Raw genomic sequence first — 14,545 nt, forward strand, 5'->3', positions numbered from 1 at the left:
AAGTCTTCGGTAAGGGGAGTGTCAGCTCCGTAAACCTTACTCGAAGACTTTTCCTTTTTCTCCTTCTTTAGATTTTTTCTCCAATTATTCGCCATTATCTAAACAAATTCCTTTTCTATTTGGCCACGAAATCTGAGCATTGGACGGTTATTTTATGTGAGTAGAAACAGCCCTATTTTGATGCAGAATGTTGATTAGGTGGTATAAAACGTATATACTTATGTTGCGTAGCCAACGTTCCTGTTTTCACTTTTTGAGAAGCGAAGAGGAACTCTTGTTATATCTTCGGTTTTTTTGTAGATACGCCATTTAATACCATTTCCATTAATGCCAGTAAAAGCGTCTGTTTGTATCAGGTTTAAATAATGTAATTCAAACAGCAAAAAGGAAAGCTCGGGACTATAACTTAACTTTTGAGGTGAAAGAATGTCCGACCTTTTAACAGGTATTAAAAATTACCAGCAGATGTTCTGGCAAAATCCCAATAAACTTTCGGCTGATGAGGCTTTGGCCAGGATTAATTTTAGTTTTGATGATATCCTCGATGCTCATAAGAGACTCCAAAGATTTGCCCCTCTTATAAAAAAGCTTTTCCCCGAGACGGAAAACGGGATTATCGAATCGCCGTTAGTAGAAATTCCCCGGATGAAACAGGAAATTGAAAAGCTTTACGGCGGGAAAATTCACGGCCGTCTTTTCCTAAAATGCGACAACTACTTAAAAGTAGCCGGTTCTATCAAAGCCCGGGGCGGTATTTATGAAGTGTTAAAGCATGCCGAAACCCTCTTATTAGAAAATGGACTCATTACCCTGGAGGATGATTACTCCAAAATCGCTGAGGAGCGGTTTAAAAAATTTTTCAGTAACTACAAAGTAGCGGTGGGTTCTACCGGAAATCTCGGGTTATCTATTGGAATCATGGCAGCAGCTTTAGGTTTTAAGGTAGATGTCCACATGTCCCATGATGCTAAGGAGTGGAAGAAAAAAATCTTAAGAGACCGCGGCGTAAATGTGATCGAATACCGGGAGGATTACTCTAAAGCGGTAGAAGAAGGCCGGAAAAAAGCGGCGGCGGAGAAGAACACCTATTTTATCGATGATGAAAACTCCCGGGATTTGTTTTTGGGCTATTCTGTTGCGGCTTTACGGCTAAAAGACCAGTTAACGGAGCTTGGCATTGAAGTAAATAAAGAAAACCCCCTTTTTGTCTACCTGCCCTGCGGTGTAGGTGGGGCCCCGGGAGGTATTTCCTTTGGGCTTAAATCCATCTTTAAAGACGATGTTTCCTGTTATTTTGTGGAGCCTACCCATTCACCCTGCATGCTTTTGGGCTTGGTTACCCAGAAATTTTCCGCTATCCACGTAAGGGATTTTGGTCTCGATAACATTACCGAAGCGGACGGACTGGCGGTGGGGTCTCCTTCCAAGCTCGTAGCGGAAATAGCCAATATTTTAATTGACGGGATTTATACCATCGAAGATGAGGAACTTTTTAAGTTGTTAGCTCTATTAAAAGACAGCGAAAACATTAAAGTTGAGCCATCGGCAGCAGCCTCGCTAAAAGGGCCGCTTTTAGTCAATAGCAGGGCAAATGCGATCCATATTTCCTGGGCCACAGGGGGCATATTTATACCGGAAGAAATTTACCAGAAAATGTATATGAGGGGTAAGAGTTACCTTAAAGATGTGTATTGACAAATTATAAGGTTTTATGTAGAATTATGCACGGTTTGACCGCCCAAATATTAATGGGCGTTTTCTTTTTTATTAAATTTATGGCAGTAGGAGGAGCAGTATGGAAGGGAAAAAACGGGAAACTTTTTCTTCAAGCCTTGCGGTCTTTTTTGCAACATTGGGTTCTGCCATAGGCCTTGGGAACATCTGGAGATTCCCCTACATTACCGGCATGAACGGTGGCGGCGGCTTTCTTTTAATCTACTTTTTATGCATTTTGTTTGTGGGTATACCCATCATGATCAGTGAATTTTATATCGGAAGAAAAACCCGCAGTAACGCTGTAGGAGCTTTTAGAAAGTTAAACCATTCCAACTTTAGATTTATAGGGCTGATGGGAGTTGGAGCTGCGTTCTTAATTATGTTTTTTTACAGCTCTGTAGCAGGATGGGTTTATTCTTACGTTTTTAAAAGCATTATCGGAGAGTTTAACAATATAACCGTTGAAAAATCCAAAGAACTTTTTAACCTAACAATTTCTCATCCTTTTTATCCGATCCTCTGGCAGTTTGTTGTTCTTTTGGTTGTAGCCACAATCTTAATTTTTGGTGTGAAAAAAGGAATAGAACGGGTTACCAAAACCTTGATGCCGGTCTTATTTCTTTTAATTTTAATTATTGACATCCGGGCATTAACCTTAGATGGTGCCCGGGAAGGGGTTAACTTTTTAATTAACGTGGATTTTTCTAAAATAACCCGAGACAGTATTCTCATCGCCTTAGGCCTTGCTTTCTTTAAATTGTCCATAGGTATGGGCACGATGATCACTTACGGCAGTTACTTTACCAGGGAAAACAACATGCCTGCCACAGCGGCAAAAGTGGCCTTTTCCGATACCCTGGTATCCCTTTTAGCCGGTTTGGCTATCTTTCCGGTAGTCTTTACCTTTAACATGGAGCCGACAGCCGGACCGGGACTTTTATTTATCACTATTCCTTTGGTCTTTACTAAATTACCTTTGGGAACTGTTCTTTTAACTCTTTTCTTTATCCTAACTTCAATCGCAGCGACTACAGCGATGATCTCCATGGTAGAAGTGCCGGTAGCTTATTTTACCGAAGAAAAAGGTATGGAGAGAAAGAAAGCGGTGCTTTTAACTACAGCGATAATTTTTATTTTTGGAATCTTTGCTACTTTATCCATGGGTGGAAGCCCGGTAATAAGCAACTTTAAATTATTTGGTAAAAACATCTTTGATTTATTTGATTATGTATCTTCAAACATCCTTTTACCCCTTGGTGGCTTATTTATTGCAATTTTTGTTGGCTATTTTGTAAAAAAAGATGATTTATACCAGGAACTCGGCAACTTTGGCTTAATAAACAACCAGCGGATTATCGATGTTTTCTATCTTATTGTAAGATATGTAACCCCAATCCTGGTTATTGTAATCTTTTTAAATTCCCTGGGGCTTTTGGGGTAGGGTAGTATCGTAAGCGGTGGAGAAAAGTTTAGACATTTACTTATATGCGTTAGGAGTAAAAGAAAGCTAACTAAAAAAGGCGAATCCCTGAAAAGGGCACTCGCCTTTTAGCTTTTACTTTAACTTTCCAAAATACTCTTTGATAATCTCATAGCTCTTTTTGAGCCTTACTGTATATTTTGGCACTTCCCAGCCGTCATAGTTGTACTTAACAAGCGTAAACTCCAGCTCTCCGGGGAAGAGGTCTACTATATTACTACCTTCTTTTAATACGGCAGTAACTACAATGCCGTCGGTGATAGTAGTCTTTAACTGGTCCCGGTTTAAAAGTGTGTACTTACCCGGGTCATAAAGCACCCGGTGGCTTGAAGGGTCGGTAAAGTTAAGCTTATTCCAGGGAAGCCTTAGATGCAGCACATTTCCCTCCACATACCAGGCGTGGTTGGAATCACTAAAGTCTCCGTAGTTTAAGGTACTTCCGTCCTGGTAAATAGGGGCGATCTTTCGACCATCTTTGGTAACTCGCTCTTTATTGATAAGCGGCCGAATTTCGGTAAAGATACCATAACTGCTTTTGGTCGGAGCAAACTTGTATTCCCCGATATTGTAGTTGGGATGGGCTAAAATTTTAAGCTTACCATTCTTAAGTCTTAACAAAAACTCCATCCCCGAGGGGGCAGTGAGGGGTAAACCCGGGTCGTATTTAAATTCTCCCAGGTTGCGGTCAAAGGTGTCGAGCCCGATTAAAAGCTCGGCTTTCGTAAGATTGATTTTTTGGGCAAACTCGAGGTCAAGATAAAGATAAGCTTCATTGCTGCTGATTTTAACCGTTTTTATCTGCCCGGTATCGGTGATAACCAGTCCTTTTTCCGGCGTATTGGGCTCAAAGGCTAAAATACCATAGTTTTGTTCCGGGTCGATGGCGTTATGCCACAGGACGTGCCGCTCATATGGTATCATGAACGGTTCGGTTATCCACGTCTTTTTCGCCCACTCGTCTATCCATTCAAAAATACTGCCGCCGATATAACCTTCCCGGCGGATAGCTTCCATCATGCGGACAATGCCTCTACCCTGGGTAATTTCATCAAGACCGCCGTGGTTGTAGCCGTCCGGGTTGGTATGGGCGTTACCCATGCCGGTAGAAAGGCCAAACTCCGCTACCAGCGCAGGAAATTTTCGATGGACTGCCATGAATTCTTTTAAGTAGCCTCCGTACATGAAACGACCCTGGTCATCATAGTACTTTTTATATTTTTCTTCGTTGTTCATAAAGTCCGGGTAATTGGGATAAATGTGGTACGCCCCAAAAAAGCCAGCCTTGTTTTTGGAAGCTATGTCAAAATTATTAATGTTTACGGATACTTTGTCATTGTATTCTAAATCTTTGCGCCCGGCGGCATTGTATTCCGAGTCATGCTCTATGGGGTCTAATGTCGGCCAGCTAACAATAGCGACCGGATGCTGCATGTTATATTTATTATCTTCATATTTTAGGACATAATTGCAGCTTTCTGCCAGCCAGCTTTCCGTGGGAGAACCGTGGCTTAAAAGGTACTCCCCGGTGAATTTATAGCCTTTATTTTTTTCGTTGGTACTGATAACTTCATCCGGCTCAAGCTCCCGGCCCACCAGATATGCTATGGTCCAATACGACACATCGGCGTCGTATTTACCATAAGCCCGGCCTTTTCGCTCCGGGATGTCGGCTTTTCCGTGAACGGCGTTAACTACATTTTCAATCTCTTTTTTAAAGCTCGTAAAGTACTCCTTATTTAAGTAATTCTGGTCCGGTGGATTTTCTTCCGGCCAAATTTTTTGCAAGAGGTATAAAGGTTTATCCGGATGGGTTTCGTTAAAAGTCTTTAACGCCCGGTAAAAAGCTGGCGGAGCTAAAGTGTAAAGTCTTACGGTATTGGCATTCATTGCGGAAATTAAAGTGAACCAGTCTAAATAAGTGCCCTCATCCTCTGGCATCTCGGTAAACCATTTTCCGGGGGTAGCCAGGCCCAGATTGACCCCTTTAATGTAAAAATCCTGCCACCGGCCTTTTTGGTAAACTTTAAACTTTTGCCCTTCGGTCCGGGCAACAAGTTTTGTGCCGTTATCTTCAAAATACTCAAGCTTTACCGGCTTTACAGGAAAGTGTTTTGCTTCCCGAATAATTTTTTTCATTACCGGAAAGTAAACCTGCCAGAAAAAGTGTTCGCTGCTGCCTTCGGAGTAAAAGCGAAGGTTTTTATTGTAAAAGGGAAGGAGGCTGTATTGATAAAAAGATGGAAGATTTTTAATATCGACAAAGTCCCCGGCAAAATAATAAGCAGTATAACCGCTGGCAGTCTTTTTTAAGATAGACGGGAAACGGGTCGGTAAGTGAAATTTTTGAAGTTTTTCTTTGCCTGCAGGAGTTAAGTGTAAGTTAAAGTCGGCTAAAACTTCGGAATCGGTGGGGGTTAGCACTTCAAACCAGTAGTAGTAATTTACCCTGTCTTTTGCTCCAAACTCATTTGCATAGTTACGGCGAAACTTTATCTGCAGCTTATCTTCAGTAAAGTCTTTATCTTTTTCCAGGGCGAAAACTGTATTATCTTTATAAATAAACACAAAACCTGGTCCCAAGTAGTTCCAGGTCTGGTGATACTGGTTTTCATACGCAGTTACCACCCAGGAAGGTACCTCGACTCCTTTTTTTAAATCCACATAATACCGGCCAATCTAGCCGCTCCACTTAATGCCAAAAATTTTTTGCAATTCACTGCTTACTTTTTCGGAAGTGGGCGATTCGATGGTATTAAACTCGGAAACAAGCGTAGTGCCTCCCTTAAGCTGGGCTTTAATTTTATAGAGCTCAATTTCCGTTAATCCCCCGTAGACTAAAGACGACCTTGTACCTTCTTTATTTTCTTGATTAAGATCGTTGGAATAAACTCCGTAGGTATCGGCAAGGTAAATTAAATCCGGCTTTTGGCCCTTAATCTCCCGGATTTCATAATCATCCCCTTTGGGGAAAAAGCCAAAATAGTCCTGATGGAAATTATAATTTCGACCGTCTTGATCTTTTACTTTAAGAAAGTTTAAAGTCCAGAAAAGCCCCTTATGTTCCTGAAAATCACTGACCGGAACGGTCTTATCTATTACCCAGACATTTAGGGTTTTTGCAGGTGTCAACTGCCAGATAAAAAAAGGAATAAGAAAAAGAATTACCGGAGTCAGGATAAAAAAATTAGCGGGAGTTCTTTTCGAAAAGCCATATCCCCTCTCCTTGGGTTTATCTTAACAAAAAATAAGAATATTGGGAATGTTGGGGAGGGGAAGGAGGTAGAAAAAATAAGGATGGATAAAAAATAAAACTGATAATCTATTGGCTTACCAAGCAAAATCCTTCCTATTTTTCTTTAGTCGTTTAAACAGGCAGGATTTTAGTGAAATAATATCGAATATTTACTAAAAAATAACAAAAAGGCGATTATGATTTACAAATATAGGGAAGCAGTGTGAGCCAAAAATGGCGATTAAAAATAGGCTGGAGGATTGTCTCCAAAAGCTTTTAAAATTAGGGCGCAAGCAAAATGGCTATATTACTTTTGAAAGTATAAATCAAATATTGGGGAGTAATGGAAATGAGTTTACAATAAATGAACTTGATTATTTATATGATGAGCTAAATAAATCAGCAATTAAAATTGTTGATAACTTACCAGAAGAATTAGAAATCAAAAAGTCATATAAAGATAATAAAAAAGCGAGGTTTAATGAAAAAAATAAGAAATTTTATAAAAAAGCATTTTATAGAGCTGATAAAAATAAAAAAGATAAAATTTTATGTTTAGAGAATGCAATAGATAATTTGATTTATTTCTGGCTTGAAAGAGGTTTTCTTAAAGCAGAAGAAGTTGAAGGAATTTTAAAAAAGTGTTGCCTTTCTGTGAGAGAATTTGAGGAAGTTATTGATTTTTTAAAATCAAAAGGTATAGATATTCCTGAAGATTTAAATAAATTTAGAGACATTGAAGCCTATGATGATTATTCTTTAGGTACAGAAGATTTTGATGATGAAATTTACTTACTAATAGAAAAAATAAAAGTTTGTGGAACATTAAAAGGGTATCATGTTGGTTAAAAAACTATAATTTTCTTAAACTTTATTTAAATTTATTAAAATTAAAAATGTCAACACAAAATATAAATACAGAAATTTTTAAACGTAGTTTTAGAAAGGAGATAAAGATGTACGCGGTACAGTGGGACCAGGAAACAGGAGGTATTTTGCTGACGAATGATTTAGAGGGATGGATAAGGCAGGAGATCCGGCCTGTTTTTTTTGAGGAATTAGATTTATTGGGATTTGATAACTACTGGAAATATCCCCGCTGTGAAGAGCCCTTACTGTGGGCAATTGGGGGGCGCAAGTACTACTACCAGGGAGAATTAGTGGCGGAAGCGGAGGGAGGAGGACTGTTCACTCCGCCCCACCTCAAAATCCACCGGGAGGGGCTTGAGCTTCAGCCGGTAAAGGTACAGGAGATGGTGAAAAAAAACAACAGCCTTCTCCAGGGGTTGATTCAAAAGTCGCTGCGCTTTATTTACCAGACCTACAACCGCTACCGCAAAGAAGTGGATGTGGCGGCCGTGGCTTTTTCGGGAGGGAAAGACTCCCTTGTCCTTCTTGACTTAGTGCAGAGGGTGCTGGAGCCGGAACAATTTGTGGTGATTTTCGGCGACACCGGGATGGAGGTGCGGGATACCTACAGGGCGGTGGAAGAAGCTCGTAAACGCTGGCCCCATCTCTCCTTTTACACGGCCAGGAGCAGCAAAGATGCCCTCACCACCTGGCGGGAGATGGGTCCACCCAGTCGTATCCACCGCTGGTGCTGTGTGGTGCACAAGTCCGCTCCTACCCTTCTCCTCCTGCGGGAGATTACCGGCAAACCGGCAGTGAGAGCATTGATCTTCGACGGTGTGCGCCATGAGGAGAGCGCAGCGCGGGCGGGGTATCTTTCAACTTCTCATGGTGAAAAACATCAACTTCAAACAAATGCAAGACCTCTTTTATCATGGAATTCCGGCGAGGTTTTTCTCTATCTCTTTAGTCGATCTTTGCTGTTGAACAAGGCCTACCGCTACGGCGCGGTGCGGGTGGGATGTGCTGTTTGTCCGATGGCTTCGGAGTGGAAAGAAACGATAAATGCTATAGTATATAAAGATGACGTAGAAAAATTTGTTAATGTGCTGCGAGAATACGCTAAAAAGGCTGGTGTTAGTGCTGATAAACTTGACTCTTACTTAGAGAAGGGAAGTTGGAAGGGCAGGGCAGGAGGACGTTTTTTAGATAACGGCGGCAAAAGGGTAGCTGAGCAGTGGGATGGGGAAAAAGTTATCTATACTTTATTTGAACCGACGGAGAATTGGCTGGAATGGGCGAAAACTTTGGGAAAACTGGTATTGAAAGGGGAGGGAAGGGGACATATAGAGCGGGAGGGGCTGGTCTTTCCTTTTCACCTGCAACGGAACGAAGGAGAAGTTACAGTTACTATTGAAGGGCTGCAACAGGCTGACCGCTATACTCTGCGGGATTTCCGGGCAGTAGCTTTAAAAAGTGCGTATTGTACCCACTGTCAGGGGTGCGAGGTAGAGTGTCCTGTTGGAGCGTTAGACACAAGAAAAAACGTATTAATTTCTGGGAACTGTTTGGCTTGTGGGGAGTGTTTAAGAATAGGGAGAGGTGCTTGTTTGACTGCTTCTTCTCTTAAACCAGAAGGGGGATTAGTAATGGCAGATAGCGGAAAGGAAAAAAATACTTTAAGAGATTATCGTTCTTTTGGGTTACGTAAAGAATGGCTTAAAGAGTTTTTCGTGTTAAAAGAAGAATGGTCTCAAAAAACGAAAATAGGACCTGAACAAGTTGTTTCAATGAAATTATGGCTAAATCATGCTGAACTAGTTGATAACACCATTAGTAAGAAATTTTTCCTTACTGATATTGCGGAAAAACTGATACTGATGGGAGTAGACAATTTGCTTACTTGGGCAGTAATTTGGACAAATCTTGCTCGAAATTCTGCAAGTATACGATGGTATCTTACAAATATTAATTGGGGAGCTGCGGTTGAAAAAGAAGAATTAATTGAATTAATGGGGGATTATTTCCCACAAAGCAGAAGAACTCGTGAAAACGCGGTTAAGGCATTATTTAATTTATTTAAGGAAACGCCATTAGGGAACGTGATGGGGTTAGGAGAAGTTGAAGAAAAAGGAAGGAAAAGGCAGATTATAAAGAAAGGGTGGGAAAATCCTGTTCCCGATGCCGTTCTTTATTCCCTCTACCGCTACGCGGAAAAAACGGGACGTTATGAACTGACAGTAAGGGAACTGTATCATGAGGGGATAGAAGAGGGCCCGTATGCCTTGTTTGGCGTGGACAAGGAGAAATTGAAAGCCATTCTCCGCGGCCTAGCTTCCCGGGGTGATGGCTTTATCAAAGTTGACCTCGTGCGGGATTTGGATAATATCTTCCTCGACAGAAACCGGCGCTCGCTGGAGGTTCTCGATTATGCCTGATTGGTCGGAAATGAAAGGGTGGGCTCGCCACCAGCATTTTGGCTTAAGGAGAGAGTGGCTGCAGTATTACCTGGATCACTGGCCGGACTGGGAGAGGGGGGCTTCCCTGGGGAACAGACAGGTTCAGGCCTTGAAAGTATGGGTGAAGACGGCCGGGCTGGAAGACAGGGATGGCAGACTTACCCCTTTCGGTCAGCTTTTCCGCCGGGAAGGTGTGGACTGTTTACCGCTCTGGGAACTGCTGTGGGTGAAAGTGGTTTTTAACTTTCCCACTGCTCGCTGGTATGCCCACCTGGGGACAGGGAGCTGGACGACAACTGAATTGAAAAAACTTTTACATTCAGCTTTACCCCACCTGGCCGGGAGGACCATATCCAATGCTGTTTTGGAATTAGCGGGCCTGTGTGAACGTACGCCGGTAGGAAGAGAATTGGGCCAGGGTGAAGTTGGGCTGGAAAAAGGGAAGAGATACCTTTTACGCCGAGGTTATGAACCAGGAGAGGTGGCGGCAATTTCAGCACTGGTTCATCTCTTCCATGAAACAGGGGCAAAAGAGTTATTTTTCACAGATGATTTGACCTGGCCGTGGGTGGTTTTTGGCTGCAGCAGGGAGGCGGTCCTGAAGCGACTTCTGGTGGCAGATCAGATTCTTTTTGAAATAGATGAAGAGAGAATTTATACCACAGGAGAAGGGGAGGAACTGGAACAGTGGCTGAATGGAAGTACGCTGACTACCTGGCTGTAAAGGAAGATTTTATTCCCGTTTATACAGAGCATGAGGATAAAAAGCGCAGAGGGAGCTGGAAAGCTTTTATTCCTCACCAGCAAATGTATGAGCTTCTGGATAAGCTTATTGCTGCTCTGGACATGGAAAGCAAGAGCGACATCAAGCCCTTCTGGCTAACCGGTGCTTACGGAACCGGCAAGACTTTCGCTTCTTTTGTGATCAAGCATATCTTAGAAGACGAACTCACGGAAGTTGAGGAGTACTTTAAAAAATACAGCAATATTATCTCCCTCTGGCCCCGTTTTAAGCAATTGCGCGAGAAAAACGGGAAATACGTAGTGGTTTATCTTTCCGGTTCCGGGCATATCACCTCCGACCGGCGCCTGCTGCTGGAGGTACAGCAGGCTATCACCGAGCGGCTGCGTGAACTGGGATATAATACTTTCGTTCCAGGAATAATTGACCAGATGATTGAGAAACTTAACATCCTTAAATGGGAACAGCTTTTTGTTAAGTACCGCAGCCACTTTCGCTCGGTTGCTGCGCCGGAAGATGTCATTGCAGCGCTCCAGCGCAGAGATTTAGAACTGAGCGAGATTGTTGCTCGGGTTTTAGAAGAAGAGGGAGTAACATTAACGGATTCGGCCAGGGCAGTAAAGGAATGGCTGAAGGAAGTTATCGTAAAAAACAATTTAGGCGGGATTGTTTTCATTTGGGACGAGTTTACCGAGTTTTTCAATCAGAACCGCAACGTTACCACCCTTCAGGAACTGGCGCATGTCACCCAGGAAATCCCCTTTTACTGGTTCCTGGTGACCCATCGGGATCTGGCCCAGTTTACAGCCTTAGACGAGGATAACCGAAGAAAGCTGCTGGATCGTTTTCATACGTGCCGCCTGGAAATGGAGGAAGTGACCGCTTACACCCTCCTTGGTAACGCGGTAGAAGCTTTACCCGGAAAAGAAGAAGAGTGGGAAGACAAACGGGAAACCCTGTGGCAGGAAGTAGAGAGAATTCTCCTCCATCTCAACGTTCTTGGACTGGATAAGCTTAACAGAGGAGAAGCCAAGAAGCTGGTACCGATTCATCCTTACGCGGCCTATCTTTTGTCTCAAATTTCCAAATTTTACAGCTCAAGTCAGAGGACGCTGTTTAACTTCTTGAAGAGCGATGAACTGGGGGGATTCCGCTGGTTTATTCGGGAAAATCCTCGGGATGATTGGTACTGGCTTACTGCTGACTGCCTATGGCAGTACTTTTTTGAAAGCAGCGAAAATTTGACGGAAATGAGCGAGGCGTTGAATTTAGCTCTTTCCCACTACGAAAGTGTTAAGGAGAACATTGAGAACGAAGAGGAAAGAAAAATATTGAGGGTCATCCTTTTACTTATTGCTCTGAGCCGCCAGGAGGGCAGTATAAATTCCTTGCATCGTCCTCTCCTTTCAACTGTACAAAGGGTAGCTTTCCGCGGTACTTCCCTGGAACAGCGAGTGGAGGAAATTGCTCAGAAGCTGGAGGAAAAGGGGATTATCTTAATTTCCGACCTTGGCGCTGAGCGTGAATTCCTCCTCCCCGGGACCAGAGTGGACGACGCCAAGTTGCGAGAATGTAAAAGCAGGGTTAAGAATTTTGAAAAAGTTCTCAAGGAAAGCCAGGGAGAAGGTGGTTTTAGGACAGAAATTGAAAATAGGCTTTCTTTGGCGGGGGCAGCCAAGCTTCGTTATCCCGTTCAGATTGTTGGAGCTAAGGATTTGAGACAGCGGGGTGGGCAGGTGATAAGCTCTGCTTCCCTTAAACCTTACCAGGTAGGAGTTGCCCTCGTCCTAGCCTGTCATGATGAAGAATTGTATGGGCTCGAGGAGATTGCTGCCAGGGTGGCCGAGGAGACGGGATGGGGTGTAGTGATTTGTGAGAAGACTTTCGGGAAGAAGAGATGGGAGGCTTGGCAGGACCACTGTGCCAAGGCTATGTATTATGAGGAAGTACGAGATCCATCGCAGAAAAGATATCACGAAAACCAAATGCGCAAATTAAGCTCGGATTGGTTTAGCGAGTTGGATTCTGCCCCTATGCAAATCTTTTTCCGGGGAAGGAAGTGGGAAAGAAAGGGAATCGGTAGTCTTGGCGATTTTTTAGAAGAAGAGATTGGCGAAATAGTTTTTTCCGAACGGCCAGAGAAAATAAGTACCACTATCACTCTTTACAATAGTTCGTACGGTAAAACGGTAGCGGAAATGGGTTTGGGCTGCGCAAAGGCCGACAGGGCTCCTTATAGAGAGGTAGTTCAGGAATTGCAGAAGCAAGGGGGGGTGTGGGGAGCCAAGAATTTGGCTGAGTTTTCCCATCATCCCTTAGGTAGGATGCAAAAGGTTGTAGATGATTTCTTCGCTCGCTGCGGAAATAAAGTGATACTGGTGGAACTCTGGGAAGAACTGCAGAAGCCTCCTTTTGGCCTCATGCCTTCGCCGATGGGGCTCCTCCTTTTTGCTCGGCTTCTCAGGAAATATGTAGACGGCTATTATTTCTCGGACGGCGTTAATTCCCAACCTTTGAATCCGCATAAATTAGCGGAGATTCTCGACCAGGTGGTTAAAGGGCACAGAAATGCGGGGAATTATTCTATTCATCGTTTATCGCGCGAAGGAGAGAAATTCTGCGAGTTAGCGCGCAATCTCTTCAATTTATCCCCTGAGAAAACCTCCTACCCGGAAGAAGCCAGGAAGAACATGCGGGAAAAGCAGCGAGTTCTGGGATACCCCCTGTGGACTATCGCTTATTTAGCAGAAGGGGAAGACGCATCCTTCCGTGAAGCTCTGGCTACTTTGATGTGGGTTTTAAGTTACGACGTAGACCAGCTAAAAGATGAGGATATGGAACGGATTGTGAATGCTGTGGCACCTCAGGCCAAGAAAATCGCTCTTAATCTCGACCAGGCAAAGATGGAGCAGGGGATGGCGAGTTTCCTTAACACCTATGTTCCGGCTTTGCGGGAGTTCATGTCTACTCTTGGTCTGACTGTGCGCGATGTGCGGGAGAAGCTGCGGGGGTTACTGGAAGAGGATGTTTACCTGTGGAAAGAAGAAAAGGTAAGAGAGAAATTGCCTGAGGTTCTGGCAGAGTGTGAACTCGTTGTTGTTCTTAACGAACTCTGTGGAGGAAGAGCAAAAAATGTCGGGGAAGCTGTCCGGCATTTCCAGGAAGTTTGGTGGAAGAGCAAACTTCCCCTTGCTCTATATAAGAAAGGTCAGCCGCAGGAATTAGCAGCAGCTATAGCTTTCTTGGAGAGGGTTATACGGGAACCCCGACAGGCGGTGAAAGAAAACAGGGCGCGGGATATTCGGGACAATTTCACGAGGCTCCAAGAGGTACTCAGGAATCCCCTGCCTGTTGTTATCCGGCTGGTGGAAGAGGCCACAGGAGAGAAAATCGGCTATCAAGAAGCGGAAGAGATTTACCAGGCCTTACCGCGCCTTGGTCAAAGCGGGGAAGAAGAAGTAAAAAGGGAATTAGAAAAGGTATTGGCTACAATATCCAAGAATAAGGCTATCGCAGACCTGGAAGAGAAGTGGCGAGAGCTTACAGATTCTCCTTCTCCCGATGAGTGGAGTGAGAAGCACCGCGTTCCTATTCAGTGGGTGCTGGCAGAAAGGGAGTTTGGGGAGTTTTTTGAAAAATTCGGGCAACGCCGGAACTTACCGAAACAGGAGATAGAAGGCCTGCTTTCTTTCCTGCAGGAAAGAGGCACTGAACTGGAAGTTGTGCATGATGAGCGGTATGTTTTGCAAAAGTTTTTAGAAGCGGCGGCGAGGGAGTATGCTTCTTTGGTGCAAGAGGAAGAGATGGCCCGGAAATTGCAGGATTATATTTACCAGAAAATGGGTGGAGAAGTAAGGAGATGGGTTATAGAGCAAGGAAGAGTGTTAGGGTTGGCGCGGGAATGGATTAACGGCAACTACCGGCAGGTCTTTTACCCGCGGGTGGAAGAAGTTTTGGCGACCCTGCCTCCCCAAGCTTTAAAAGAATTTGTTAGCGAATTAGCACGGGAGGATTCCCTCATTGGGATGAGGCTCTTAGCTGCTTTTGAGAGAAAAGAGGGATAAGGT

Annotated in this window: 8 protein-coding genes; 6 read left to right on the forward strand and 2 right to left on the reverse strand. The window is 43.7% G+C overall.

Features of this window, described 5'->3' with window-relative positions; genetic code table 11:
• Positions 1-426 precede the first annotated feature (426 nt).
• Together CARFE_RS0103535 and CARFE_RS0103540 are read left to right on the forward strand one after the other, a co-directional pair.
• Positions 427-1,695 (forward strand): D-serine ammonia-lyase, encoded by a 1,269-nt coding sequence (locus CARFE_RS0103535; protein ID WP_028051759.1) that lies wholly within the window; start codon positions 427-429, stop codon positions 1,693-1,695.
• A gap of 100 nt (positions 1,696-1,795) precedes the next feature.
• On the forward strand, positions 1,796-3,157 hold the full coding sequence (locus CARFE_RS0103540; protein ID WP_028051760.1) for a sodium-dependent transporter: 1,362 nt from the start codon (positions 1,796-1,798) through the stop codon (positions 3,155-3,157).
• A gap of 114 nt (positions 3,158-3,271) precedes the next feature.
• Here CARFE_RS0103540 and CARFE_RS14145 read toward each other — a convergent pair whose 3' ends face one another.
• Together CARFE_RS14145 and CARFE_RS16150 are read right to left on the reverse strand one after the other, a co-directional pair.
• A complete protein-coding gene (locus tag CARFE_RS14145) occupies positions 3,272-5,857 on the reverse strand; it encodes a hypothetical protein (RefSeq protein ID WP_154652713.1) in 2,586 nt (861 codons plus the stop codon).
• A gap of 15 nt (positions 5,858-5,872) precedes the next feature.
• The gene (locus CARFE_RS16150) at positions 5,873-6,325 is read right to left on the reverse strand and encodes a hypothetical protein (RefSeq protein WP_154652714.1); all 453 of its coding nucleotides are present in this window, start codon (positions 6,323-6,325) and stop codon (positions 5,873-5,875) included.
• Positions 6,326-6,662: 337 nt separating this feature from the next.
• Here CARFE_RS16150 and CARFE_RS0103550 point away from each other — a divergent pair, with 337 nt between their 5' ends.
• The 4 genes from CARFE_RS0103550 to CARFE_RS0103565 all read left to right on the forward strand — a co-directional run bounded on the left by CARFE_RS0103550 (position 6,663) and on the right by CARFE_RS0103565 (position 14,542).
• Positions 6,663-7,277 (forward strand): RNA polymerase sigma factor region1.1 domain-containing protein, encoded by a 615-nt coding sequence (locus CARFE_RS0103550; protein WP_028051761.1) that lies wholly within the window; start codon positions 6,663-6,665, stop codon positions 7,275-7,277.
• Between the two features lie 107 nt (positions 7,278-7,384).
• Positions 7,385-9,715, forward strand: coding sequence for a phosphoadenosine phosphosulfate reductase domain-containing protein (locus CARFE_RS0103555; RefSeq protein WP_028051762.1), 2,331 nt, complete (start codon positions 7,385-7,387; stop codon positions 9,713-9,715).
• A complete protein-coding gene (locus tag CARFE_RS0103560; protein ID WP_028051763.1) occupies positions 9,708-10,460 on the forward strand; it encodes a hypothetical protein in 753 nt (250 codons plus the stop codon). The genes CARFE_RS0103555 and CARFE_RS0103560 overlap by 8 nt, the downstream gene beginning before the upstream one ends.
• Complete coding sequence (locus tag CARFE_RS0103565) at positions 10,424-14,542, forward strand: hypothetical protein (RefSeq protein ID WP_028051764.1); 4,119 nt, start codon at positions 10,424-10,426, stop codon at positions 14,540-14,542. The genes CARFE_RS0103560 and CARFE_RS0103565 overlap by 37 nt, the downstream gene beginning before the upstream one ends.
• The last annotated feature ends 3 nt before the right edge of the window (positions 14,543-14,545 follow it).

It is taken from the genome of Carboxydothermus ferrireducens DSM 11255, assembly GCF_000427565.1.
Lineage (GTDB): Bacteria > Bacillota > Z-2901 > Carboxydothermales > Carboxydothermaceae > Carboxydothermus > Carboxydothermus hydrogenoformans.

Excerpts from the sequence above, each read along its gene's own strand:
- CARFE_RS0103535 (WP_028051759.1), top strand. The coding sequence starts at position 427 with ATGTCCGACCTTTTAACAGGTATTAAAAATTACCAGCAGATGTTCTGG.
- CARFE_RS0103540 (WP_028051760.1), top strand. The coding sequence starts at position 1,796 with ATGGAAGGGAAAAAACGGGAAACTTTTTCTTCAAGCCTTGCGGTCTTT.
- CARFE_RS0103550 (WP_028051761.1), top strand. The coding sequence starts at position 6,663 with ATGGCGATTAAAAATAGGCTGGAGGATTGTCTCCAAAAGCTTTTAAAA.
- CARFE_RS0103555 (WP_028051762.1), top strand. The coding sequence starts at position 7,385 with ATGTACGCGGTACAGTGGGACCAGGAAACAGGAGGTATTTTGCTGACG.
- CARFE_RS0103560 (WP_028051763.1), top strand. The coding sequence starts at position 9,708 with ATGCCTGATTGGTCGGAAATGAAAGGGTGGGCTCGCCACCAGCATTTT.